Annotated in this window: 21 protein-coding genes and 2 tRNA genes; 10 read left to right on the plus strand and 13 right to left on the minus strand. The window is 71.5% G+C overall.

Annotation, left to right across the window (positions count from 1 at the left end; translation table 11 throughout):
- Positions 1 to 18 precede the first annotated feature (18 nt).
- The 4 genes from FHS38_RS09510 to FHS38_RS09525 all read left to right on the plus strand — a co-directional run bounded on the left by FHS38_RS09510 (position 19) and on the right by FHS38_RS09525 (position 3,548).
- Positions 19 to 732, plus strand: coding sequence for a M50 family metallopeptidase (locus FHS38_RS09510; RefSeq protein ID WP_184732796.1), 714 nt, complete (start codon positions 19 to 21; stop codon positions 730 to 732).
- 26 nt (positions 733 to 758) lie between these two features.
- The gene (aroA, locus tag FHS38_RS09515) at positions 759 to 2,114 is read left to right on the plus strand and encodes a 3-phosphoshikimate 1-carboxyvinyltransferase (protein WP_184732798.1); all 1,356 of its coding nucleotides are present in this window, start codon (positions 759 to 761) and stop codon (positions 2,112 to 2,114) included.
- A 17-nt stretch (positions 2,115 to 2,131) separates the two neighbouring features.
- Positions 2,132 to 3,136 (plus strand): ribosome small subunit-dependent GTPase A, encoded by a 1,005-nt coding sequence (gene rsgA, locus FHS38_RS09520; protein ID WP_184732800.1) that lies wholly within the window; start codon positions 2,132 to 2,134, stop codon positions 3,134 to 3,136.
- An 88-nt stretch (positions 3,137 to 3,224) separates the two neighbouring features.
- Positions 3,225 to 3,548: a DMT family transporter gene (locus FHS38_RS09525; protein ID WP_184732802.1), complete on the plus strand. Its 324-nt coding sequence runs from the start codon at positions 3,225 to 3,227 to the stop codon at positions 3,546 to 3,548.
- 28 nt (positions 3,549 to 3,576) lie between these two features.
- Here the strand turns inward: FHS38_RS09525 and FHS38_RS09530 are convergent, their stop codons facing one another.
- Entirely contained in the window at positions 3,577 to 4,191 is a 615-nt protein-coding gene (locus tag FHS38_RS09530; protein ID WP_184732805.1) for a TetR/AcrR family transcriptional regulator, read from the minus strand.
- A 123-nt stretch (positions 4,192 to 4,314) separates the two neighbouring features.
- Here FHS38_RS09530 and hisN point away from each other — a divergent pair, with 123 nt between their 5' ends.
- Together hisN and FHS38_RS09540 are read left to right on the plus strand one after the other, a co-directional pair.
- Positions 4,315 to 5,109, plus strand: a complete 795-nt coding sequence (gene hisN / locus FHS38_RS09535; protein ID WP_184732807.1) for a histidinol-phosphatase — start codon at positions 4,315 to 4,317, stop codon at positions 5,107 to 5,109.
- Positions 5,110 to 5,308: 199 nt separating this feature from the next.
- Positions 5,309 to 5,719, plus strand: a complete 411-nt coding sequence (locus FHS38_RS09540) for a CBS domain-containing protein (protein ID WP_184732809.1) — start codon at positions 5,309 to 5,311, stop codon at positions 5,717 to 5,719.
- 105 nt (positions 5,720 to 5,824) lie between these two features.
- Here FHS38_RS09540 and FHS38_RS09545 read toward each other — a convergent pair whose 3' ends face one another.
- Entirely contained in the window at positions 5,825 to 7,300 is a 1,476-nt protein-coding gene (locus tag FHS38_RS09545) for a catalase (RefSeq protein WP_184732811.1), read from the minus strand.
- 181 nt (positions 7,301 to 7,481) lie between these two features.
- On the opposite strand from FHS38_RS09545, the gene FHS38_RS09550 reads away from it, so the two are divergent.
- Positions 7,482 to 7,898 (plus strand): Fur family transcriptional regulator, encoded by a 417-nt coding sequence (locus tag FHS38_RS09550; protein ID WP_184732813.1) that lies wholly within the window; start codon positions 7,482 to 7,484, stop codon positions 7,896 to 7,898.
- Between the two features lie 167 nt (positions 7,899 to 8,065).
- On the opposite strand, the gene FHS38_RS09555 is transcribed toward FHS38_RS09550, so the two are convergent.
- From FHS38_RS09555 to FHS38_RS09570, 4 genes are all read right to left on the minus strand, one after another.
- Positions 8,066 to 8,139, minus strand: a tRNA-Met gene (locus FHS38_RS09555).
- A gap of 137 nt (positions 8,140 to 8,276) precedes the next feature.
- The gene (locus tag FHS38_RS09560) at positions 8,277 to 10,244 is read right to left on the minus strand and encodes a tetratricopeptide repeat protein (RefSeq protein ID WP_184732815.1); all 1,968 of its coding nucleotides are present in this window, start codon (positions 10,242 to 10,244) and stop codon (positions 8,277 to 8,279) included.
- A 240-nt stretch (positions 10,245 to 10,484) separates the two neighbouring features.
- A tRNA-Met gene (locus tag FHS38_RS09565) sits at positions 10,485 to 10,558 on the minus strand.
- A gap of 51 nt (positions 10,559 to 10,609) precedes the next feature.
- Positions 10,610 to 13,456 carry a UPF0182 family membrane protein gene (locus FHS38_RS09570; protein ID WP_229822301.1) on the minus strand — a complete coding sequence of 949 codons (2,847 nt, stop codon included), beginning with the start codon at positions 13,454 to 13,456 and terminating at the stop codon, positions 10,610 to 10,612.
- Positions 13,457 to 13,635: 179 nt separating this feature from the next.
- On the opposite strand from FHS38_RS09570, the gene FHS38_RS09575 reads away from it, so the two are divergent.
- A complete protein-coding gene (locus tag FHS38_RS09575; RefSeq protein ID WP_130879797.1) occupies positions 13,636 to 14,214 on the plus strand; it encodes a PPA1309 family protein in 579 nt (192 codons plus the stop codon).
- Positions 14,215 to 14,281: 67 nt separating this feature from the next.
- Here the strand turns inward: FHS38_RS09575 and FHS38_RS09580 are convergent, their stop codons facing one another.
- The 4 genes from FHS38_RS09580 to FHS38_RS09595 all read right to left on the minus strand — a co-directional run bounded on the left by FHS38_RS09580 (position 14,282) and on the right by FHS38_RS09595 (position 17,485).
- Positions 14,282 to 15,370 carry a YlbL family protein gene (locus tag FHS38_RS09580; protein ID WP_184732817.1) on the minus strand — a complete coding sequence of 363 codons (1,089 nt, stop codon included), beginning with the start codon at positions 15,368 to 15,370 and terminating at the stop codon, positions 14,282 to 14,284.
- Positions 15,371 to 15,435: 65 nt separating this feature from the next.
- Positions 15,436 to 15,618, minus strand: a complete 183-nt coding sequence (locus FHS38_RS09585; RefSeq protein ID WP_184732819.1) for a hypothetical protein — start codon at positions 15,616 to 15,618, stop codon at positions 15,436 to 15,438.
- A 172-nt stretch (positions 15,619 to 15,790) separates the two neighbouring features.
- On the minus strand, positions 15,791 to 16,270 hold the full coding sequence (locus FHS38_RS09590; RefSeq protein WP_184732821.1) for a molybdenum cofactor biosynthesis protein MoaE: 480 nt from the start codon (positions 16,268 to 16,270) through the stop codon (positions 15,791 to 15,793).
- A gap of 90 nt (positions 16,271 to 16,360) precedes the next feature.
- Positions 16,361 to 17,485 carry an SDR family oxidoreductase gene (locus FHS38_RS09595; RefSeq protein ID WP_130879793.1) on the minus strand — a complete coding sequence of 375 codons (1,125 nt, stop codon included), beginning with the start codon at positions 17,483 to 17,485 and terminating at the stop codon, positions 16,361 to 16,363.
- Positions 17,486 to 17,677: 192 nt separating this feature from the next.
- Here FHS38_RS09595 and FHS38_RS09600 point away from each other — a divergent pair, with 192 nt between their 5' ends.
- Both FHS38_RS09600 and FHS38_RS09605 read left to right on the plus strand, forming a co-directional pair.
- A complete protein-coding gene (locus FHS38_RS09600) occupies positions 17,678 to 19,126 on the plus strand; it encodes a zinc-dependent metalloprotease (protein ID WP_184732823.1) in 1,449 nt (482 codons plus the stop codon).
- Entirely contained in the window at positions 19,123 to 19,644 is a 522-nt protein-coding gene (locus FHS38_RS09605; protein WP_184732825.1) for an NUDIX hydrolase, read from the plus strand. The genes FHS38_RS09600 and FHS38_RS09605 overlap by 4 nt, the downstream gene beginning before the upstream one ends.
- A gap of 52 nt (positions 19,645 to 19,696) precedes the next feature.
- On the opposite strand, the gene FHS38_RS09610 is transcribed toward FHS38_RS09605, so the two are convergent.
- The 3 genes from FHS38_RS09610 to FHS38_RS09620 are packed head-to-tail and all read right to left on the minus strand — an operon-like array spanning position 19,697 to position 22,921.
- Positions 19,697 to 20,458, minus strand: a complete 762-nt coding sequence (locus FHS38_RS09610; protein ID WP_184732827.1) for an AIM24 family protein — start codon at positions 20,456 to 20,458, stop codon at positions 19,697 to 19,699.
- Positions 20,459 to 20,474: 16 nt separating this feature from the next.
- Positions 20,475 to 21,158, minus strand: a complete 684-nt coding sequence (locus FHS38_RS09615) for an AIM24 family protein (RefSeq protein ID WP_184733387.1) — start codon at positions 21,156 to 21,158, stop codon at positions 20,475 to 20,477.
- Positions 21,159 to 21,175: 17 nt separating this feature from the next.
- Entirely contained in the window at positions 21,176 to 22,921 is a 1,746-nt protein-coding gene (locus FHS38_RS09620; RefSeq protein ID WP_184732829.1) for a TerD family protein, read from the minus strand.
- Positions 22,922 to 22,989: the final 68 nt, after the last annotated feature.

A 22,989-nucleotide genomic window follows, 5' to 3' on the forward strand; every position in this document is an offset into this window, starting at 1 on the left:
CCAAGGAGCCGCTCACACATGGACAGCACGCACGCCACCGACCTGTGGGACCGCGTCGTCGGCACCCAGCCCGACCCGTCGACGTGGCTGGTGGTGCTCACCGCTGTCCTGGCGCTCGCGGCGGTCGCCCCCTACGGGCTGTGGCGGGTGACCCGGAACGCCATCACCATCGCCCACGAGGGCGGCCACGGGCTCGTGGCCCTGCTCAGCGGCCGTCGGCTGGACGGCATCCGGCTGCACTCGGACACCTCGGGCCTGACCGTCTCGCGCGGCAAGCCGACCGGCATCGGCATGATCCTGACCGCCGCCGCCGGCTACACCGCGCCCTCCCTGCTCGGCCTCCTCGGCGCCTGGCTGCTGGCCGCCGGGCACATCACCGCGCTGTTGTGGGGCGCGACCGCGCTGCTCGCCGCGATGCTGGTGATGATCCGCAACGCCTACGGCGTCCTGACGGTCGTCCTCGCCGGGGCGGCGTTCGTCCTCGTCTCCTGGCTGACCGGCCCGGCGGTGCAGGCGGCGTTCGCGTACGGGGTGGTGTGGTTCCTGCTGCTGGGCGGTGTCCGGCCGGCCTTCGAGCTCCAGCGGAAGCGGCGGCACGGCGGAGCGCCGGATTCCGACGCGGACCAGTTGGCGCGGCTCACGAACGTGCCGCCGGTGGTCTGGCTGGGCTTCTTCCACGTCGTGTCGCTGTGCTCGCTGACCGGCGGCGGGCGCTGGCTGCTCGGACTGTGACCCTGACGAGCCACTAAGGTAAAGGCATGACCGAGAGCCCCGCGCACACCGACCTCTGGCCCGCCCCGACCGCGACCGGAGCAGTCGACGCGACCGTCACCGTGCCCGGATCGAAGTCGGTCACCAACCGCGCCCTCGTCCTGGCCGCCCTCGCCGCCGAGCCCGGCTGGGTCCGCCGGCCGCTGCGCTCCCGGGACACCCTGCTGATGGCCGAGGCGCTGCGCGCCATGGGCGTCGGCATCGAGGAGACGGTGTCCTCCGCCTCCGCAGACTCCGAGGGCGAGGCCTGGCGGGTGATCCCCGCCCGGCTGCACGGCCCGGCCACCGTCGACGTCGGCAACGCCGGCACGGTCATGCGTTTCCTGCCGCCCGTCGCCGCCCTCGCCGACGGCCCGATCCGCTTCGACGGCGACCCGCGCAGCTACGAGCGCCCGCTGCACGGCGTGATCGACGCGCTGCGCGCCCTCGGCGCCCGCATCGACGACAACGAACGCGGCGCGCTGCCGCTGACCGTGCACGGCGGCGGTGCCCTGGACGGCGGCCCGGTGGAGATCGACGCCTCCTCGTCCTCGCAGTTCGTGAGCGCGCTGCTGCTGTCCGGGCCGCGCTTCAACCAGGGTGTCGAGGTGCGCCACATCGGTGGCGTGCTGCCCTCGATGCCGCACATCCGGATGACCGTGGACATGCTGCGGATGGCCGGTGCCCAGGTGGACACCCCGGAGTCCGGTGGCGAGCCGGACGTCTGGCGGGTCTCCCCCAGCGCCCTCCTCGGCCGGGACATCGTCGTGGAGCCCGATCTGTCCAACGCGGCGCCGTTCCTGGCGGCCGCCCTGGTCACCGGCGGCAAGGTCACCATCCCCGACTGGCCCGAGCACACCACCCAGCCGGGCGACGCGCTGCGCGACATCTTCACCGCCATGGGCGGTAGCTGTGAGCTGACCGAGGCCGGTCTGACCTTCACCGGTACGGGCCGGATCACCGGCATCGACGCCGATCTGCACGAGGTCGGCGAGCTGTCCCCGGTGATCGCGGCGGTCGCCGCCCTCGCCGACTCCGAGTCCGTCCTGCGCGGCATCGCCCATCTGCGGCTGCACGAGACCGACCGGCTCGCGGCCCTCGCCAAGGAGATCAACGAGCTCGGTGGCGACGTCACCGAGACCGAGGACGGGCTGCACATCCGCCCGCGCGCCCTGCACGGCGGCGTCTTCCACACCTACGAGGACCACCGGCTCGCCACCGCGGCCGCCGTCATCGGCCTGGCCGTCGAGGGCGTCCAGGTGGAGAACGTGGCCACCACCGCCAAGACCCTCCCCGACTTCCCGGCCCTGTGGACCGGCATGCTCGGGCCGGTCGCCGGGGCGGCCCCGGCAGGCAGAGTCTGAGAGAGCGGAAGAGCACCATGCGCCGCTACGGCAAGAACCCCGACGAGGACGACATCCGCGTCCGCCCCAACCGCAAGGGCAACCGTCCCCGCACCAACATCCGCCCCAAGCACGAGGACGCCTCCGAGGGCTTCGTCCTCACCGTCGACCGGGGCCGGCTGCACGTCCTCGTCGAGGACCGCACCATCATCGCGATGAAGGCGCGCGAACTGGGGCGCAAGGGGGCCGTGGTGGGCGACCGGGTCGCCGTCGTCGGCGACCTGAGCGGCGCCAAGGACACCCTCGCGCGGATCGTCCGGGTCGAGGAGCGCTCCTCCGTGCTGCGCCGTACGGCTGACGACGACGACCCCTTCGAGCGGGTCGTCGTCGCCAACGCCGACCAGCTCGCGATCGTCACCGCCCTCGCCGACCCCGAGCCGCGCCCCCGGCTCATCGACCGCTGTCTGGTCGCGGCGTACGACGCGGGGCTGGAGCCGCTGCTCGTGCTGACGAAGTCGGACCTGGCCTCGCCCGACAAGCTCCTGGAGTCCTACGGGGCACTGGGCGTGCCCCACGTGGTGACCAGCCGTGAGGAGCTGGCCGCCGGGGCCGCCGCCGAGCGGGTCCGGGAGCGGCTGACGGACCGGGTCACCGCGTTCGTCGGGCACTCGGGCGTCGGCAAGACCACCCTCGTCAACGCGCTCGTCGAGCGGCAGCGGGCCACCGGCCACGTCAACGCCGTCACCGGCCGCGGCCGGCACACGACGACGTCGGCGCTGGCCCTGCCCCTCCCGGGCGATACGGGCTGGGTGATCGACACCCCGGGCGTCCGGTCCTTCGGGCTGCACCACGTGGACCCCTCGCGGGTCATCCTCGCCTTCCCCGACCTGGTGACCGGCACGGAGGACTGCCCGCGCGCGTGCAGCCACGACGAGCCGGACTGCGCGCTGGACCAGTGGGTGACGGACGGTCACGCCGATCCGCAGCGGCTCTACTCCCTGCGGCGGCTGCTCGCGACCCGGGAGCGGCGCGAAGGCGACTGATCGCCTACGTTTGCGAGTGACCGCCAGTGGCAAAGGCATGCAAGAGCACCGGAGTGCCGGCGCGGTCGCGAATACGGGAGGCAATCTGATGGCGTGGCTGCTGGTCGTGGTCGCCGGGCTGCTGGAGACCGGCTTCGCCGTCTGCCTCAAGCTCTCCCACGGCTTCACCCGGCTGTGGCCCACGATCGCCTTCGCCTGCTTCGCGCTCGGCAGCTTCGGCCTGCTGACGCTCGCGCTCAGACGGCTCGACGTGGGCCCGGCCTACGCCGTCTGGACGGGCATCGGCGCGGCCGGCACGGCGATCTACGGCATGGTCTTCCTGGACGACCTGGTCTCGACCCTCAAGCTCGTCTCGATCGCGTTCGTGATCGTGGGCGTGATCGGGCTCCAGCTCTCCGGCTCGTCGCACTGAGCCCCGGCCCGTCCGGGGCCGGGTGCGCTCACCCGTCGGCGAGGAGGGCGCGGACGAGTCGCGCGACGTCGACCGCCACCGCCTCGTCGGAGTCTCCCGGGGCGAGCACATAGGACAGCGTCAGCCGGACCGCGGCCGCGCAGGCCCGCCGGGTCCCCTCCGGGGCGGTGGTCGGCGCGATCGCGCCGACCACCCGGTCCCTGATCCGGTCGGCCATCGCCGTCGGCGTGGGCGCGCCCCGCAGGACCGGGGTCTCGGGCCGGGCGCGCTGCGCCGGAACGGCGGCGGGCGCGGTGGCCGGGAGCCGCTCGCTACGGCAGCCGGTGAGCACGGCCCGTACGAGCGGGTTCGTCCGGGCCGTCCGCAGGGTCCACAGGGCCACGGCGGCGCAGTGGTCGCCGGGATCGCCGACGCCACGGGCGGCGGCGTCGGCGAGGGTGCGCTCCACACCGGCGAGGAACGCGTCCGCCTCGCGGCGCACCAGCGCGCGCCCGAGGCCGTCCTTGCCGCCGAATTCGTTGTACAGCGTCTGCCGGGACACCCCGGCCGCGGCCGCGACGTCGACCATCCGGACCCCGCTCCAGGGCCGGGCGGCGAGCGCCACGAAGGCCGCGTCCAGCAAGAGTTCTCGTGCCGCGGGCATCGTCGCCTCCCCGGCCGTGCGGCCGCACGACGGTCTGGGCTCAGAATTGACGCACCGCCAGACGGTGTCAAGACCCGGGCGGGCCGCACGGGGCCGCGGGGCACCCCCGGGTAGTGTGCAGTCATGTCCGACTACCACGATGATCTGCGTCTGGCCCACGTCCTCGCGGACGCCGCCGACGCGGCGACCATGGACCGGTTCAAGGCCCTCGACCTCAAGGTCGAGACCAAACCGGACATGACTCCGGTGAGCGAGGCGGACAAGGCCGCCGAGGAGCTGATCCGCGGCCATCTCCAGCGGGCCCGGCCGCGGGACGCCGTGCTGGGCGAGGAGTTCGGGGCCGAGGGCACGGGTCCGCGCCGCTGGGTGATCGACCCGATCGACGGGACCAAGAACTACGTCCGCGGGGTGCCGGTCTGGGCCACGCTGATCTCGCTGATGGTGCAGGTCGAGGGCGGCTTCGAGCCGGTCGTCGGCGTGGTGTCGGCGCCGGCGCTGGGCCGCCGCTGGTGGGCGGCGAAGGGCTCGGGGGCCTTCACCGGGCGCAGCCTGCTGTCGGCGACGCGGCTGCAGGCCTCGCGGGTGGGCCGGATCGAGGACGCGTCGTTCGCGTACTCCTCGCTGTCGGGCTGGGAGGAGCGCGGCATGCTGCCGGGCTTCCTGGACCTGTCGCGGGACTGCTGGCGGACGCGCGGCTACGGCGACTTCTGGCCGTACATGATGGTCGCCGAGGGCTCGGTGGACATGTGCGCCGAGCCGGAGCTGTCGCTGTGGGACATGGCGGCGAACGTCGTCATCGTCGAGGAGGCGGGCGGGCGCTTCACCGGTCTGGACGGTCGCCCCGGCCCGCACAGCGGGAACGCCGCCGCGTCGAACGGACTGCTCCACGACGAACTGCTGGGCTACTTCACCAAGTAGGGCGCGCCACCGGGGGCCGTTCACCGTCAGGAGGCGCCCCCGGTTCAAACCTTGACGTCGAAGCGCGCGGGTCGGTGATTCCGCCTCCGCACGCCCTCTTGTTGTGCCCACGCGGGCGTGTGACGATGACAGCCCCCACGCTTGTGAACTTGTGAATCCTTTCTCGGATTCACGGTCCACCAAGGAGGTGGCTCCGACCATGCTCGTCCACGACGCCATGAGCACAGTGGTCCTCACCATCGGTCCCGCCCATACCCTCAGGCAGGCCGCGCGGATGATGTCCGCGCGCCGGATAGGAGCGGCCATCGTTCTCGATCCGGACACCAGCGGGCTCGGCATCCTCACCGAACGCGACATCCTCAACTCGGTCGGCGCCGGCGAGGATCCGGACCGGGAGACCGTGCAGGGCCACACGACGACGGACGTCGTCTTCGCGGCCCCGGAATGGACGCTGGAGGAAGCCGCGTCCGCCATGGCACACGGCGGCTTCCGGCATCTGATCGTCCTCGACGACCACGAGCCCGTCGGCATCGTGTCGGTCCGCGACATCATCCGCCGCTGGGCACCCCTGCGCGCGGGGCGACGGCAGACGGGCGTACTGGCGGGCTGAGCGGAAAAGCCGGAGGGACCGGAGCCCATTGGCGTCCGGTCCCTCCGGTTGGTACGGCAAGCGGCTGTTGGGACCAGCCCCGTGGCGGTCGGACCGCCGCGGGACTCAGCCGCGCAGGGCCTGGACCGCGGCTTCGAGCCGCTTGCCGTAGTCGGGGTCCGCCTGGCGGAAGTTGGCGATCGCACGCTCGGCGATGTCGTCGCGGGAGACCTTGGCGATGAAGCCGGCGAGGTTGTCGATCAGCCGGCCCTTCTCGTCCTCCGACATCAGCCGGTAGAGGTTGCCCGCCTGGACGAAGTCGTTGTCCTCGGCGTGCGTGGGGGCGGCGGTGCTGCCCGTGTAGCCGGTGACCTCGACGGGCTGCCACAGCGGCCGGCCGGTCTCCTGCGGCCCGCCGAAGCTGTTGGGCTCGTAGTTCTTGGCGCGGCCGTGCCGGCCGTCGTAGGCGTAGCCGTCACGGCTGTGCGTCCGCGCCTCGGTGGCGTGCGGGCGGTTCACCGGCAGGTGGTCGGCGTTGATGCCGACGCGGTAGCGGTGGGCGTCGCCGTAGGCGAAGAGCCGGCCCTGGAGCATCTTGTCCGGGGACGGGCCGATGCCCGGCACGAAGTGCGCCGGAGAGAAGATCGACTGCTCGACCTCGGCGAAGATGTTCTCCGGGTTGCGGTTGAGCTCCAGCTTGCCGATCTCGATCGGCGGGTAGTCCTCGTGCGGCCACACCTTGGTGAGGTCGAAGGGGTTGAAGCGGTAGGTCGCCGCGTCGGCCGCCGGCATGATCTGCACCTGCACGGTCCAGCTCGGGAAGTCGCCGCGCTCGATGGACTCGCGCAGATCGCGCTGGTGGCTGTCCGGGTCCTCACCCGCGAGCTTGGCGGCCTCTTCGGCGGCGAGGTTCTTGATCCCCTGGTCGGTCTTGAAGTGGTACTTGACCCAGAAGACCTCGCCGGCCTCGTTGTTCCACTGGTAGGTGTGCGAGCCGTAGCCGTTCATGTGGCGCAGCGTGGCCGGGATGCCGCGGTCACCGAAGAGCCAGGTCACCTGGTGCGTGGACTCCGGCGACAGACCCCAGAAGTCCCAGACGTTGTCCGCCTCCTGCGAGCCGGTGTACGGGTCGCGCTTCTGGGTGTGGATGAAGTCGGGGAACTTGATGGCGTCCTTGATGAAGAACACCGGGGTGTTGTTGCCGACGAGGTCGTAGTTTCCCTCTTCGGTGTAGAACTTCAGCGCGAAACCGCGGGGGTCGCGCACCGCGTCGGCCGAACCGAGGTTGCCCGCGACGGTGGAGAAGCGCAGGAACGTCTCGGTCTGCTTGCCCACCTGGGAGAGGAACGCGGCCCGCGTGTACCGGGTGACGTCCGCCGTCACGGTGAAGGTGCCGTACGCCCCGGCGCCACGGGCGTGCACCACGCGCTCCGGGATCCGCTCGCGGTTGAAGTGCGCGAGCTTCTCGATCAGCGACTGGTCCTGCACCAGGACGGGGCCGCCGAAGCCCGCGGACTCGCTGTTCTGGTTGTCCGCGACCGGAGCTCCGGACTCCGTGGTCAGCGGACCCGTTCCCGAAATGGCCTCGCCCTGAACCGACACGTGCGCCTCCGTCTTTTTCGTCCCTGTCACCGGGCCTGCGCCACCGTCTCCGGAGGCCCGAGCCGAACTCGATCCTACATTGGACTTTGTCTAAGTCAAGATGGATCAGACATGAATACGAGATCCATTGATGGACAAGGGGCGCTGCTACGCTGGTCCTATCTGACTGATAGGTGATGGCATGAGTGACCTGCTGGAACGGCTCCGGGGACGCGGCTGGCGGCTGACCGCACAGCGACGCGTCGTCGCCGAGGTCCTCGACGGGGACCACGTGCACTACACCGCCGACGAGGTGCACGCCAAGGCGACGGACCTCCTGCCCGAGATCTCGCGCGCGACGGTGTACAACACCCTCGGGGAGCTGGTGTCCCTGGGCGAGATCCTCGAGGTGAGCACGGACGGGCGCGCCAAGCGCTACGACCCGAACGCCCACCACGCGCACCAGCACCTGGTGTGCTCGCGGTGCGGCACGATCCGGGACGTCCACCCCTCCGGGGACCTGCTCGCCGACCTCCCGGCGCACGAGCGCTTCGGCTTCCAGGTCTCGGCGGTCGAGGTGACCTACCGCGGCATCTGCCCGAACTGCTCGACGGCGTGACGCGAAGCCCGTGACACGGCGGCGGCCGACGGCCGCCGCCGTTCGCGCGCCCCGCTCCGCCCGTCCGGGCATAGACGTCCGGGCTCCGGGCATAGACGTCCGGGCATAGACGTCCAGGCATACGACGAAGGCCCGGATCCTTGAAGGATCCGGGCCTTGTCTTCGAGTAGCGGGGACAGGATTTGAACCTGCGACCTCTGGGTTATGAGCCCAGCGAGCTACCGAGCTGCTCCACCCCGCGTCGTTGACCTAACTGTAACCCGTCGGTAGGGCTTCAGGCAAACGCGTGTGCAAACACCCGTGCGAACAGCCTCCGGGCGGCCACCGCCGGGACGCCGCAGCCCCGGCCCTGGGGCCCGGCGCGAGCGCCCGCCGCCCCTACGCCGACAGTTCCTGCTGCAACGCGTCCCGCAGCCGCGCCGCACGCTCGGCGACCTCCGCCGGGCCGAGCTCGACGGCGCGGGCGCACCAGTGCTGCCCCTCGGCCAGATTGCCGCGCCGGGCGGCCAGCAGGGCGAGCCGCAGCGCGGCCCGCCCGTGACCGGCCTGGGCGGCCCTGGCCCACCACAGCGCCGCCTCCGGCTCGCTGCCCTCGCGTGCCAGCAGCAGCCCGAGGTTGAAGGCGCCGTTACGGCTGCCCGCCTCGGCGGCCTGGCGGTACCAGTGCGCGGCCTCGACCACGTCACCCCGCGCGGCGACGAGCATGCCGAGCCGGACCTGGGCCCGCCGGTGGCCCTGCCGGGCGGCGTGCCCGTACCACTTCTCGCACTCCTCCCACGCCTCGTCGTCGCGGTCGAGCAGCGCGCCCAGCCGGAAGGCCGCCTCGGCGCTGCCGCCGCGCACGGCGACCCGGAGATGGCGCTCCGCCTCCTCGTCCTCGCCGTCCCGCAGCAGGACCATGGCGACCTGGAGGGCCGCGTCGGTGTGCCCGGCGGCCGCGGCCCGCTCGTACCACTCGAAGGCCGAGCGCTCCTCGTCCCGCCCGGCGTAGAGGATGCCCAGGTTGAACGCGGCGTCGACGCTGCCCGCCTCGGCGGCCTTGGAGAACCACGGCTCGGCCCCGGCGGAGTCGCCGCCCTGCAGCAGCAGCACGGCCAGCGCGTTGGCGGCCTCCTGGTGCCCGGCGTAGGCGGCGCGGCGGTACCACTGCTCGGCCTGCGCGGTGCGGCCCTGCTCGGCGCAGAGCAGGCCGAGGTTGTACGCGCCGTTGACGTCGCCGGCGTCGAGCGCGGCCCGGTACCAGCGCTCGGCCTGCTGCGACTCGCCCCGGTCGGCGTGCAGGGCGCCCAGCGCGTTGGCGGCGTTGCCGTCGCCGTCCTGGGCGGCCCGGCGCCACCAGATCGCGGCGCTCTCGGTGTCGCCGGCGTCGCGCAGCAGGAAGCCGAGGGCACAGGCGGCGCGCGACTCCCCGTCCTTGGCGGACGTCAGATACCAGCGCCCGGCCTCCTGGATCTCGCCGCGCGCCTCCAGCAGGGTGCCCAGGTGCAGGGCGGCGCGCCGGTGGCCGCGGGCGGCGGCCTGCCGGTACCACTGCTCGGCCTCGCCGGCCGCGCTCTCGTCGCGGCGGCCGGCCGCCGCGGCCCGCAGATCACGGACCGAGGTGTCGACGCCGCCGGCCGAGGCGTAGCGGGTACCGGTGGAGGGGCCGAGGCCGCCGGGGCCGTCCCCGAGCCCGTCCAGCCCGGCGAGACCGCCGGGGCCCGTGCCGCGGCGCGGCGCCCGGCCGTCGAGGATGCGCGCGAGGCGGTAGGCGGCCTCGCGGTGCCCGCGCTCGGCGGCGGAGCGGAACCAGCGCTCGGCGCCCACGTCGCTGCGGTGCTCCAGCAGATCCGCGAGGGCGTACGCGCCGAGGGCGTGCCCGGACTCGGCGGACTGCCGCAGCCAGTACTCGGCGGCGGGCTCGTCGCCGCGCTCCCGGTGGTAGCGGCCGAGGGCGTGGGCCGCGGCGGCGGAACCGGCGACGGCGGCGACGCGCCACCAGGAGGCGGCCTCGTCCGCGTAGCCGCGCTGGTGCAGCAGGACACCCAGGTTGTTGGCGGCGGAGCGGTCGCCGTCGGCGGTCGCGGCCCTCAAGTGGCGCTCGGCGCCGTCGAGGTCGCCGCGGCGCAGCAGCAGCGCGCCGAGCATGCTGAGGGCGGCGGGGTCGCCGGACTCCTCGGCCCGGCGCCGGGCGGTTTCGAGTTCGAGGTCGGCGGCGTCGGTGGAGAGGTCGCCCGCGTCGGCGCTCTCGCCGGGGCCGGCCGCCTCCGAGCCGAACGCCTGCGGTTCCTGATCGCTCCCGTCACCGGGAGCCTCCACAAGCCGACGTGTCCCCAACAACCTCGTCCTGTCCCCCATAAGACCCATCGTCGCACCACCCGCAACCCGCGTACACCTGGTATACCGCAGCCGATGAGGTCACTTCAGCGTTTTGTCGACTTCCCGACTTCCCGACACGGCCGTGCTGCAAACTCTATTCAGAAGCCCCGCACACAACCCCCACAGGCCACGGCGCGCCGGGGTATGGGTAACCAAAAATTCCGGGACGCCCTGCCCCGGGCACACGACAAGGCCCGGAGTCCGAGGACTCCGGGCCTTGTCTTTGAGTAGCGGGGACAGGATTTGAACCTGCGACCTCTGGGTTATGAGCCCAGCGAGCTACCGAGCTGCTCCACCCCGCGCCGTTGTGAAACAACCGTACCACGGCGCGGGGTGGGGCCTCACCGGACTTCTCAGCTGCCCGGCTTGGCCGCCTTCTCGGCGGCCGCGGCCTCGGCCTTGGCGGCCCGGTCCAGCGCCTCCTTCAGGCTCTGCTGGGCCTTGCCGTAGGCCGTCCAGTCCTTGTCGTCGAGCGCCTTCTGGCTCGCGTCGAAGGCGTCCTGGGCGTCCTTCAGGGCCTGCTTGACCGTGGGGTCCTGGGACGGCGGCTTCGTGGGGGTGTCCCCCGGCGGCTTCGTGGGGCTGTCGGGGCTCTTGACCCCGAAGACCACGTCCAACGCCTTGGTGAGGTCGTCCTCGAAGGCGGTCTTCTCCCCGTAGGTCACCAGGACCTTCTTCAGCCGGGGGAAGTTCGTGCCGGCGCCGCGCACGTAGACCGGCTCGACGTACAGCAGCCCGCCGTCGAGCGGCACGGTCAGCAGATTGCCGTACTCGATCTCGGAGTCCCCGCGCTTCAAGATATTGATCTTGTTGGCGATCTCGGGGTCACCGTTGAACTTGCTCTGCACCTGCTGGGGGCCCGACACCGTGGTCTCGGACGGCAGTTTCAGGATTCTGATCTTGCCGTAGTCGGGGCTCTTCGCGTCGGCGTCGACGGCCATGAAGGCACCGAGGTTCTCCCGGCTCTTCGGCGTCAGCGTCGTCGTCAGCGAGAACGACTGCTCCTGCTGGTCCGGCATCTTCATGCTGAGGTAGTACGGCGGCACCGCGTTCTTCGACTTGGTGGTCGGGTCGTTCGGCACCTCCCAGCGCTCACTGCCGGTGTAGAACGTGCCCGGGTTGGTGACGTGGTAGCGGGTGAGCAGCTCGCGCTGGACCTTGAAGAGGTCCTGCGGGTAGCGCATGTGGTCCATCAGGTCCGAGTCGATCTGGCTCTTGGCCTTCACCGTTCCCGGGAAGGCCTTCATCCAGGTCTTGAGCACCGGGTCCTTGGTGTCCCACTGGTACAGCTTCACCGTGCCGTCGTAGGCGTCCACGGTCGCCTTCACGGAGTTGCGGATGTAGTTGACCTGGTTCTGCTGGGCCACCACCGCCCGCTGTCCGGTCGTCAGCGAGTCCGCCGTCGTGTCACCGAGGGTCGTACGGGACGCGTACGGATAGCCGTTGGTCGTGGTGTAGGCGTCCACGATCCACTGGATGCGACCGCCTACGACCGCCGGGTAGGCGTCGCCGTCGATGGTCAGCCACGGGGCGACCGCCTCGACGCGCTCCTTGGGCGTGCGGTTGTACAGGATCCGCGAACCCTCGCCGATGGCACCCGAGTAGAGGATCTGCGGCTCGCCGAAGGCCACCGCGTAAGCGGCCCGGTTGACCGGGTTCGAGAGGTTCACACCGCTCTTGCCCCGGTAGCTGTAGCTCTTCTCGCCCTTGTCGCCGGAGTAGTCCAGCTCCTTCTGCGGCCCGCCGACGATCGAGTACTGCGTCGTCTTCTCGCCGTAGTACACCCGCTGCTCGTACGAGCCGAGCTTGCCGGTGGTCGGCAGGTTCTTCTCGGTGAAGTCCGGGTCGCCCTCACCGACGGTGGCGGTGCCCTTCGCGGTGATGGCGCCGTAGCCGTGGGTGTACTTGAAGTGGTCGTTGATCCAATTGCGCTCGGGGATGCCGTTGATGTTCAGCTCGCGCAGACCGACGACCGTGTCCGTCTCCTTGCCGTCGACCTTGTAGCGGTCGACGTCCAGGGTGGACGGGAACTGGTAGTACCCACGGACCTGCTGGAGCTGCTGGAACGTGGGCGAGACGATGTTCGGGTCGAGCATCCGCAGGCTGGCGGTCGAGTTGGCCGCGTCGCGCAGCTTCTGCTTGTCCTTGGCCTTGAGGTCGCTGGTGCCCGCGTAGTCCTTCACCTGCGAGCCGTCGATGCCGTAGGCCTCGCGCGTCGCGGTGATGTTCTTCTTGATGTACGGGGCTTCCTTGGCCTGCTCGTTCGGCTGGACCTGGAACTTCTGCACGATCGCCGGGTAGAGCCCGCCGATCAGGACCGCCGAGAGCACCATCAGACCGAAGCCGATCACCGGCAGCTGCCAGGTGCGCCGCCAGAGCGTCGCGAAGAACAGCACGGCGCAGATCAGCGCGATGATGAAGAGGATGGTCTTGGCCGGCAGATAGGCGTTGGCGTCGACGTACCGCAGGCCGGTCCAGCCCTCGGTGGACTTCAGCCCGCTGGACTTCACCGCCAGGCCGTACCGGTCGAGCCAGTACGCGACGGCCTTGAGCGTGACGAAGATGCCGAGCAGCACCGACAGGTGTCCCGTGGCCGCCGCGGAGGCCCGCGCGCCCGGGCTGGTGGGCCGCAGACCGTTGTAGAGGTAGTGCACCAGGGTCGCGGCGATCAGCGACAGGACCGCGGCCGCGAAGCCGAAGCTCAGCAGGAAGCGGTACCAGGGAAGATCGAACGTGTAGAACGCGATGTCCTTGTGGAACTGCGGGTCCGTCTGACCGAAGGACACGCCGTTGACCCACATGAGCCAGGTGCGCCACTGCCCGGCCGCGGACGCGCCGGCGACCAGCCCGACGAGCGAGGCGATGGCCAGCAGCACCCACTTCTTGTAGGGCGCGATGCTCATCCGGTAGCGGTCGAGGCTCTCCTGCTCCCCCGACATCGCGCTCAGCGGCGGCCGCAGCCGGTGCGCGAGCCAGATGTTGAATCCCACCGCCAGGGCCATCAGCAGTCCGAAGACCGCGAACAGACCGATCTTGGTGCCCAGGGTGGTGGTGAAGACGGAGGAGTAGTGCACGGAGCGGTACCAGAGCCATTGCGTCCAGTACCCGGCGAACATGACGAAGAGCATGGCCAGCACGGCCAGCACGCCCAAGGTCATGAGCAGGGTCCGGACGCGCCGGGACGGGCGGCCGACTCTCATCCGTGGCCTCGTCGGGCCTCCGCCGCGGTCCGGCATCTGGAAAGCCAAGGTGCGCACCTCGAAGTTCGCTGTCGATGAAGCTGTCGATCAGGCCCAGCGATCGTAGGACCCAGTGTGGCAACTTACCGAGGCTTTACTCAGTTCCCGTTTTTGGTCACTCTCAGGGCACGATTGTGACCATGTCCAGCTTTCCCAGCTTCCCCAGCCCCTCCGAACCCGGCACCCCGATGGCCGCCAGCCCGCTGACCCGAGCCGTGCTCGAAATCGACGAGTACGCCTCCGGCCTCGGCTGGGACCAGCCCGCCCGTCTCTTCGCCCTGGTCGACACCGCGAAACTGCGCGCCCAGGAGCCCGGCCTGGCCGCCCAGCTCGGCCTCGACGAAACCCCCGGCAACGCCACCTCGCTCACCCCCATCGAGCAGGACGAGCTGCCGCGCGGCACCGCCCTCGACAAGTTCCTCGGCACCATCGCCTGGCCCGACGCGGTGGTCGGCTGCGCCCTGACCGTGGAGCGGCTGATGCTGCCGCCGTCCGCCGAGGGGACCGTGCCGAACGGGATGAACGAGAAGCAGCTCGCCAAGTGGGTCGCGGCGCACCCGGACCGGCAGGAGGTCCGGATGACCGTCGCGGTGCTGCGCGACGGCGCGCGCGAGTCGGCGCTGCGTCTGCGCGAGAAGGACTCGCCGAACGAGGTGCTGACCGGGGCCGACCTCGTACCGGGCCTGGCCGAGGCCCTCGCGGCCACGTTCGAGGGCTGACGCCGGCCCGCGTCCGCGGGGGTGGCGCCTAGGGCCTGGGCCTGTCTCTCAGATCCGGGAGCAGGCCCTAGCGACCCGTCGAGCAGCTCGGCAGGTTCGCCGCGTCACCCTTGCGGATCTTCTCGAGGGCCTTCGTCGCGTCACCTATGGTGTCGACCTTGACGAGCGTGAGGCCCTTGGGGGTGTCCTTGGCGGCCGCCGCGCAATTGTCCTTGGGCGTGAGGAAGAACCTGGCGCCCTTGGACCGCGCGGCGACCGTCTTCATCTGGATCCCGCCGATCGGCCCGACCTTGCCGGTGTCGTCGATCGTGCCCGTACCGGCGATGAACTTGCCGCCGGTGAGGTCCTCCGGGGTCAGCTTGTCGACTATCCCGAGGGCGAACATCAGCCCGGCGCTCGGCCCGCCGACGTCCGTCAGCTTGATGTTGATCGAGAACGGGAAGGTGTGGTCGATCCCGGCCTGGATGCCGACGACGGCCCGCTTGTCGGGGGCCTTGCCCGTGACGAGGCCGACCGTCTGCTCCTGCCTCGGCGCCCGCTTCTCCTTCTCCGCCGCGGCCGCCTCCTTGGCCGGGACGACCCGGAACAAGACCTCCTGGCCGGGCTGGTGCTTGGTGACGAGCCTGGCCACGTCTCCGGGCTGCTTGATCTCCGTACCGTCGACGGCCTTGATCACATCGCCCGCGTGCAAGGCGCCCTCGGCCGGGCTGCCCTTGACGACCGACGCCACGACGACGCGCGTGCCGACCGGGATCTTCAGCTCCTTGAGCGCCGCCACCTTGGCGCTCTCCTGGGACTGGCTGAACTCCTCGGCGGTCTCCTGGTTCAGCTGGTCCGGGGTCTTGTCGTCCGGATAGAGCGTGCTGTGCGGGACCACCAGATTGTCGTGCGCGAGCCAGCCGTAGACCGCTTCGACCAGATTCATCCGGTACTGCGAGCCGGTGACGCGGACCGTCGTCATATTGAGATTGCCGCTGGTCGGATACGTCTTGTGGCCGGAGATCTGGAGCACCGGCTCACCGCCGTGCTCACCGAGGGTGTTGTACGTCGGCCCCGGCGACATCTCCGCGTACGGCACGGGGATCAGCACGCCTGCGCAGAGCAGCGCGATCAGCATCAGGAGGGAGGCGAGCATCGTCGCGGTGCGGCGGGGCATGGAACGACAGTACGGGACGGGTCCGACAGTCCACCCCCGGGGCGGTCCGTACGGGGCAGGGCCCGCTAGGCCGCGTCGGAGCCCGGCGAGGCGCCGGGATCCCGGCGTTCCATGGCGGCGCGGAACCGCTCGTAGCCCGCCAGTTCCGCGACGTCGCCGACCTTGCGGTTGCGGCCCGCCCAACTCCCCCACGTGGCGGCGGCAACGGCCGCGGCCACGGGGATCAGCAACCATGCAAGTGCCGCCATGCCGGCCTCCCGACCCCTTCCGAAGCGCAACTGACTGATGAGCAGATTAAACGTCCGCCGTCACAACGCTTACGTCAGGGGCCCGGTTACGCAACCGGGGTGAGCCATTGGTGGTCTGGCCTGCGGAGATGGAGTACCCCCAAGGAGATGGGGTACCCCCGATCCGACGGCGCTACGCGCCGACCCATTCTTCCGTGCCGTCCGTGAACTTCTGGTGCTTCCAGATCGGGACCTCCGCCTTGAGGTCGTCGATCAGACGGCGGCACGCCGCGAAGGCCTCGGCCCGGTGCGGACAGGAGACGGCCACCACGACCGCCAGGTCGCCGACGGCCAGCTCCCCCACCCGGTGCACCGCGGCGAGCGCCCGTACGGGGAAGTCCGCCACGATCTTCTCGGCGACGCGGCGCAGCTCGGCCTCGGCCGTGGGGTGCGCGGAGTAGCCGAGCCCGTCCACGTCCGCGCCGCCGTCGTGGTCGCGCACCGTGCCCACGAAGAGCGCGGTGCCCCCCGCGGCGTCGTCGCCGACCGCCGCGAAGACCTCGTCCAGCGACAGCGGGGTGTCACGGACGGCGAGGAGGCGGATCGGGTCCAGGGCGGCGAGCTCACCGGGGTGGCCGCCGGAGCGGTCGTACGTTCGGGCCATGCGGTCCATCGTGCCGCACGCGGGGCGGCGGTGGTGAATGGTGTTTCACCAGGCCGCCCGGAACGCCGTATGGAGGGTCCTACAGCGGGCCGGCGGGGCCTACAGGCGGCGGCGCGCCTTGCGGGCGCGGCGGACCAGCGCCGCGGTGCCCACCAGGGCGACGGTCGCCCCCGCGGCGCCCAGCGTGGTGGCGTCCTTGCGGCCGAGCCGGCGGCCCGCGACCGTGTGCCGGCCGGCGACCTCCTCCAGCAGCTCCGCGAGGACCTCCTCGTTGGTCCAGCGCGGCCGCCAGCCGGCGTCGTGCAGCCGGCTGCCGCTGACCACCCACGGGTGCATCGTGTACTCGAGGTCGCCCGCGGGCGACGGCGTCAGGCCCAGGCGGTGCAGCCGGGAGGCCGCGCCCAGCGCGACCGCCGAGGGCAGCTCCATACGCCGGATACCGGTCAGCTCCTCGACCTCCTCCTGCTCCAGCCAGCCGTCGCAGCCCACCGCGAGGTCGCCCTCGGCCTTCTCCAGGGCGGCGAACTCCAGGGCGCTCACCAGGTCCTCCACATGGCAGAACTGCCAGGTCGGCCGGGATCCGGCGACCACCAGGAGGCGGGGCGACTCGAAGTAGCGGGTGAGGGCGGTGTCGGTGCCGCCGACGAGGACGGCGGGGCGCAGCACGGTGACGTTCAGGCCGGGGTGCGCGCGGGGCGCGCGCTTGGCGAGCCGCTCGATCTCCAGCAGGTCGCCGACGCCGGTGGCCTCGGCGGTCGCGCGCAGCTCGGCGTCCTCGGCGAGCGGTACGGCGTTGTCGGGCCGGGCCCCGTAGACCATCGCGGAGGTGCACAGCACGACGCGGTGCACCCCGGCGGCCGCGGCGGCGGTCAGCACGGTCTGGGTGCCGCGCACGTTGTAGGCGGTGCGGGCGGCGGGGTCGGTCTCCAGATCGAGGTCCAGGGCGAGGTGGACGACGACGTCGGCACCGCGCAGCTTCTCCGCGATCGCCGGGTCGCGTACGTCCAGCACATGCCACTGTGCCTCGGTCACGTCGCCGCGGCGCTCGTCTATCGCCACTACCTGCTTGATCTCTTCTGATGCGGCCAGCCGCTGCGTGAGCAGCGCGCCGACGCCGCTCGCGGCACCGGTGACGGCGACGACGGGTCGGCGGCCGGGCAGGGCCGTACTGTCTCGCGCGGAACCGTTTCGCGCTGCGCGAACTTCTCGGTCGGGGGAACTCACCGGGCGTCTCCAGCGGTTGTCTTCAGTACGTAAGTGTGATGACGCGTACGTACCAGGTGACGTCCATCCTGCCGCAGGCCCCGGGTCGGCGAAGCACCAAGCCCGGATACCGCAGAGGTGTCTACGCTGGGTAGTGATGTCGGGCATTCGCCGCCGGTTCCACGCCGGCGGCCCTACGAGCCGAGGAAACCCGTGAGTGACACCCCATTCGGATTCGGTCTTCCGCCGGAGGAGCCGGAGAACGGCGACGACGGCAAGAAGAAGGACGGCAGCCAGGGCGGCGGCCAGGGACCGGCGAATCCGTTCGGGTTCGGCGGGGCCGCGGGCGGCGGGGACAACCCCTTCGCCGCGATGTTCGGCTCCATGAACCCGGGCGATCTGGGCGCCGCGTTCCAGCAGCTGGGCCAGATGCTCTCGTACGAGGGCGGCCCGGTGAACTGGGACATGGCCAAGGACATCGCACGGCAGACCGTCGCGCAGGGCACCGCCGACGGCAGCAAGGACGCCAGCGTCACGTCGGGCGAGCGGGCCGCGGTCGAGGAGGCCGTGCGCCTGGCCGACCTGTGGCTGGACGGCGTGACCTCGCTGCCCTCGGGCGCGGGCACGGCGGTCGCCTGGAGCCGCGCGGAGTGGGTCGAGGCGACCCTCCCGGTGTGGAAGGACCTGGTCGACCCGGTCGCCGAGCGCGTCGGCGCCGCCATGGGCGACGTACTGCCCGAGGAGATGCAGGCCATGGCCGGCCCGCTGCTCGGGATGATGCGGCAGATGGGCGGGGCCATGTTCGGCCAGCAGATCGGCCAGGCCGTGGGCGTGCTGGCCGGCGAGGTGGTCGGTTCGACCGATATCGGCCTGCCGCTCGGCCCCGCGGGCAAGGCCGCCCTGCTGCCGGTGAACATCGCGTCGCTCGGCTCCGGGCTCGGTGTGCCGCAGGACGAGGTCCGGCTGTACCTGGCCCTGCGGGAAGCCGCCCACCAGCGGCTCTTCGCCCACGTGCCGTGGCTGCGCTCGCACCTGTTCGGCGCGGTCGAGGGCTACGCCCGGGGCATCAAGGTCGACACCTCCAAGCTGGAGGACGTGGTCGGCCAGCTCGACCCCTCGCACCCGGAGCAGCTGCAGGACGCCCTTCAGCAGGGCATGTTCCAGCCGGAGGACACCCCGGAGCAGAAGGCGGCGCTCGCCCGCCTGGAGACCGCGCTCGCGCTGGTCGAGGGCTGGGTCGACGCGGTCGTGCACGCGGCAGCCTCGCCGCACCTGCCGTCGGCCGACGCGCTGCGCGAGACGCTGCGCCGCCGTCGCGCGTCCGGCGGTCCGGCGGAGCAGACCTTCGCCACCCTGATCGGCCTGGAGCTGCGGCCGCGCCGCCTGCGGGACGCCTCGCGGCTGTGGGCGTCGCTGACCGACGCACGGGGGCTGGAGGGCCGCGACGCCCTGTGGGAGCACCCCGACATGCTGCCGACGGCCGCCGACCTGGACGACCCGGACGGCTTCGTGCACCGCGAGCACCTGGACTTCTCCGAGCTGGACAAGATGCTGGGCGAGGCGGCCGGGAGCGGGTCCGCGAAGCCGGACCTGAAGAAGGACGCCGCCGGGGACGAGGCAAAGGGCGAAAAGGGCGAGGAAAAGGGCGAAGACGACAAGTGAGCCTTCATGAGAACGCGGTCCTCGTACTGAAGGAGTACGGGGAGCAGGAAGAGCTGCGCGATCTCTATCTGGATCACCTGGCCGAGCACCCGGACGGCACGTGGAAGCCCTGCCAGGCCGGGCACATCACGGCGAGCGCGCTGGTGATCGACCCGGCGCGCGGCAAGGTGCTGCTCACGCTGCACCGCAAGCTGCGGATGTGGCTCCAGATGGGCGGCCACTGCGAGCCCGGCGACGCCACGCTCGCGGCGGCGGCGCTGCGGGAGGCCACCGAGGAGTCCGGCATCGAGGGTCTGACCCTGCTGCCCGTCGGTCCGGTCCGGCTGGACCGGCACCCGATCCCCTCGCCCTGCAACTGGCACCTCGACGTGCAGTACGCGGCGCTGGTGCCGGAGGGTGCGGTGGAGGCCATCAGCGACGAGTCGCTGGACCTGCGCTGGTTCGCGTACGACGAGGTGGCCTCGGTGGCCGACGAGTCGGTCGTGAGGCTGATGGAGCGGACGCTCGCCCGCCTCTGAGAGCGCACGGGTAAGGGGCGCCACGCCCTGAGTGGCGCCCCTTACCCATCGCTCAGCGGTTGGACCAGATGTTGCCCTGGTTCTGACCGTGCGCACCGTGCTGGCCGAAGCCGTACTGGGCCATCGCCCCCTGGCCGATCTCCGCGCCCTGGGGCGGGAGCAGCTCGCTGGGCTGCACGAGGGCGTAGCCGTGGCCCTGGAAGTTCAGCTCCCAGCCCTCGCCCGTGCTGCCGCGCCGCCGCCAGACGCTCGACGAGGACGTCGGCGCCTGCATCTGGACGACGAGCGACGTCGACCACGCCACGACGGCGTCCGCGTCGGCGTTGACGTACTTGTCCGGGGTGACCTGGAGCATCAGGGGCTGGCCGGAGGTCATGAGCGCGACCTTGCCCTGCCCGGAGATGACGAGGTTGTACGCGCCGGAGCCGGAGATCCCGAACTGGCTGTCCACCGCGATGGTGTCCCAGTGCAGGGTGGAGTCCATCGCGAGGACGTAGGCGGCGTCCACGGTCAGGCCGTTGTGGTCCACGTCCACGATGTGGACGTACTGCGCGAGGTTGGCGAAATAGACCGTGCCCTGCCCCGAGCAGCGCATCAGGTCCAGAACCTCACCGGTGTGGGCACGGGCGTTCTGCTGGCCGCGCGTCAGGTACTCGCCGTCGAACTCCATCATGCCCTGGTACGCGACCATCGAGCCCTTGCGGGCGAGGACGTCGTCGTGGCCGGTGAGGGAGACCCGCAGCAACTGCGGGTTCTGGAGCGCGTAGCGATCCTGGGACTGGGCCTCGGTGTGGCCGAAAAGCGGGCTCTGCATGTGTCTTCGCTCCCCCTCAGCCCCGGGCCCGGAGCCGGTCAGTGCTGTCCTCGCTGGGCTGTACGACCACGAAACCCTGGCCGGAGAAGCCCAGCTGGTACGCCTCGCCGCTGCCCCGGCCGATCATCGAGGAAGCCTTGAAGCTGCGCTTCCCCTTCATCTTGAGGCCCGTGGACCAGGCCACGAGGGCGTCGGGGTCCACATAGGTCTCGTCCTCACCGCTGCCGCAGTCGACGACGATCGGTGTGCCGCGCGAGGTGAGCGCGACCCAACCGGTGCCGGAGATGGCCACGTTGAACAGGCCCTGGCCCGCGAACTTCGCCATGCCCTTCACCCGCTGCACACCCCACTGCAGGTGTGCGTCGAAGGCGAGGATGTTGGTGCCGTTGACGGAGAGCGAGTCGCCGTTGAGCTGGAGGCAGACGACGTCCGCCCCGTAGTCGGCGAGGTAGAGCAGCCCGTCGCCGTGGCACTTCATGAGCGGCATGCCCTCGCCGGTGACCCACTGGGACGCCATCTGACGGATGGCGGGCGGGTTCGCCTCGTACTGGACGAAGCCCTCGTAGGCGATCATCGAGCCCGTGCGGGCGAACAGGTCGTGGCCGGACTGCATGGCCACCTTGAGCATGCTGCTGCCGTGGTTCTCCATCCGGGCCGCGACGGGGGTCGGGGCGTAGCCCGAGATCGGAGTCTGGTTCATGGTCATTTCGGGCTCCCTCAGACCTCGTAGGGCTGGACGACGATGAAATTGCCGGGCGCGCCACGGAATTGGAGGTTCACGGTCTCTCCGCTGTGGCCCGGGTAGGAGTTGCGGCGCAGCCGCACCTGGCTGGAGATGACCACCTGGGCGGCGGCGGACCAGGCGACGATGGCGTTGCTGTCGGCGTAGGTGGTCGGGGTGACCGGCAGGACCACGGGAACGCCGTTGGTCTTGACGACGACGGTGCCGTGCCCCTGGAACTGCATGGTGAACAGCGCGCCGCCGGGGATGCCGTGGCCCTCGATCCGGCGGACCTCGTGCTGGAGCGACTCGTCGAAGGCGAGCACCGACTCCGCGGAGACGCAGATGGCGTCGCCCTGGAGCTCGATCGGGTGCACGTGGGCGGAGTTCTCCGCCAGGAACACCTGTCCCCGGCCGGTGCAGCGCATGAGCTGCATCTCCTGGCCGGTGGCGTTGCCCATGATCCGGCCGGCGAATCCGGCGCCCTTGTAGCCGAAGTCGACCTTGCCCTGGTAGAGCACCATGCTGCCCTGGCGGGCGAGCACGGGCTGCGGGTCGGTGCCGAGGTCGACGCGGATGAGCCGGGGGTTCTGCAGGGTCCACCGCTGTCCGGTGGGCGCCTCGCGGTACTTCTCGAGCGCCGCCTGGACGCCCACGGGGGTGCCGCCCTGCGGGGGCGTGCCCTGGGGCATGCCGTGCGGGGGCGTGCCGTGCAGCGCCGCGGGCGGGGGTCCGCCGTACGGCCCCGGCTGACCGGGCTGGCCCGGGTACGGCGGTTGCTGGCCGGGGAACGGCTGGCCGGGCTGGCCGTAGGGCTGCTGCTGACCGGGCTGTCCGTAGGGGGCCGGCTGCTGCTGGCCGTACGGGCCCGGCTGACCGGGCACGCCGGGCTGGCCGGGCGGCGGCGGGATCGTGCCGCCGGCCGGGGTGTGCTGGCCCACGCCGGGCTGGCCGGTGAAGAAGCCGGGCGGGGCGATCGGCGCGGCGATCGTGGCGGCCGCGTGCACCGCGGGGGCGACCGGCGGCGGGGTGCTGCCGGGCGGGGGCGGGAAGCCCTGCGCGGGCGGCGGGGTGGGCGCCGCGGGCGCGGGCTGCGGGGTCTGCGGCGGTGCCGGGGGCGCGGCGAAGGCCGGGGGCGCGCTCGCCTGCGCAGCCGGGGGCGCGAAGGCGGGGGCCGCGGCGGGGGTGGGGGCCGAAGCCGGCTCGGGCTCCTCCTCCAGGACCTCGCCGCCGAAGTTGGTGAGCAGCGCTTCCAGACCGCCGTCGAAACCCTGCCCGACGGCGGCGAACCGCCATACGTCCTTCATATAGATGTCGCCGAGCATCACCGCGCGCTCGGTGCTGAATTCCGCACCGGTGAAGGAGTACCGCGCGACTTCCGCACCGCCCGCGACGATGCGGACGTAGCCGGGGCCGATCTGCGACATCTGGCCCGCGCCGTCGACCGTCGCCGTGAAGGAGAGCTTCCGGACGTGTGCCGGAACGCGGTCGAGGGTGACCCGGAAGGACTCCGTGTCACCGGCCTGCGCGCCGAGCTGCTGAATGGACTCCTCGGGGGACTTCGGCTGATTGAAGAAGATGAAGTACCGGTCGTCCGACAGCCGCTCCTGGGCGTCGAGCCCGAAGCAGCTGATGTCGAAGGACAGCCCGGGTCCGGAGATCTGCACACCGATGTACAGATCGGTCCCCGCTGTCAGGTCACTGATCTTGGCCTTGTGGCCGCGCTGGAATTCCCTGGCCATGCGTTACGACCGTCCCCCATCCGAACCTGCGATGAATGCGTTGCGTCAGGCTAACGGCTGACCCTCAC

The sequence above is a fragment of the Streptomyces netropsis genome (genome assembly GCF_014203545.1).
GTDB classification, from domain to species: domain Bacteria; phylum Actinomycetota; class Actinomycetes; order Streptomycetales; family Streptomycetaceae; genus Streptomyces; species Streptomyces netropsis.

Bases quoted from the DNA above. Each gene is read 5' to 3' on its own strand.
- FHS38_RS09590 (WP_184732821.1), bottom strand. From the start codon at position 16,270: ATGGACCGCATGGCCCGAACGTACGACCGCTCCGGCGGCCACCCCGGT.
- aroA (WP_184732798.1), top strand. From the start codon at position 759: ATGACCGAGAGCCCCGCGCACACCGACCTCTGGCCCGCCCCGACCGCG.
- FHS38_RS09530 (WP_184732805.1), bottom strand. From the start codon at position 4,191: ATGCCCGCGGCACGAGAACTCTTGCTGGACGCGGCCTTCGTGGCGCTC.
- FHS38_RS09525 (WP_184732802.1), top strand. From the start codon at position 3,225: ATGGCGTGGCTGCTGGTCGTGGTCGCCGGGCTGCTGGAGACCGGCTTC.
- FHS38_RS09620 (WP_184732829.1), bottom strand. From the start codon at position 22,921: ATGGCCAGGGAATTCCAGCGCGGCCACAAGGCCAAGATCAGTGACCTG.
- FHS38_RS09580 (WP_184732817.1), bottom strand. From the start codon at position 15,370: ATGCCCCGCCGCACCGCGACGATGCTCGCCTCCCTCCTGATGCTGATC.
- FHS38_RS09585 (WP_184732819.1), bottom strand. From the start codon at position 15,618: ATGGCGGCACTTGCATGGTTGCTGATCCCCGTGGCCGCGGCCGTTGCC.
- FHS38_RS09550 (WP_184732813.1), top strand. From the start codon at position 7,482: ATGAGTGACCTGCTGGAACGGCTCCGGGGACGCGGCTGGCGGCTGACC.
- FHS38_RS09560 (WP_184732815.1), bottom strand. From the start codon at position 10,244: ATGGGTCTTATGGGGGACAGGACGAGGTTGTTGGGGACACGTCGGCTT.
- FHS38_RS09615 (WP_184733387.1), bottom strand. From the start codon at position 21,158: ATGAACCAGACTCCGATCTCGGGCTACGCCCCGACCCCCGTCGCGGCC.
- hisN (WP_184732807.1), top strand. From the start codon at position 4,315: ATGTCCGACTACCACGATGATCTGCGTCTGGCCCACGTCCTCGCGGAC.
- FHS38_RS09610 (WP_184732827.1), bottom strand. From the start codon at position 20,458: ATGCAGAGCCCGCTTTTCGGCCACACCGAGGCCCAGTCCCAGGATCGC.
- FHS38_RS09540 (WP_184732809.1), top strand. From the start codon at position 5,309: ATGCTCGTCCACGACGCCATGAGCACAGTGGTCCTCACCATCGGTCCC.
- FHS38_RS09510 (WP_184732796.1), top strand. From the start codon at position 19: ATGGACAGCACGCACGCCACCGACCTGTGGGACCGCGTCGTCGGCACC.
- FHS38_RS09575 (WP_130879797.1), top strand. From the start codon at position 13,636: ATGTCCAGCTTTCCCAGCTTCCCCAGCCCCTCCGAACCCGGCACCCCG.
- FHS38_RS09570 (WP_229822301.1), bottom strand. From the start codon at position 13,456: ATGAGAGTCGGCCGCCCGTCCCGGCGCGTCCGGACCCTGCTCATGACC.
- rsgA (WP_184732800.1), top strand. From the start codon at position 2,132: ATGCGCCGCTACGGCAAGAACCCCGACGAGGACGACATCCGCGTCCGC.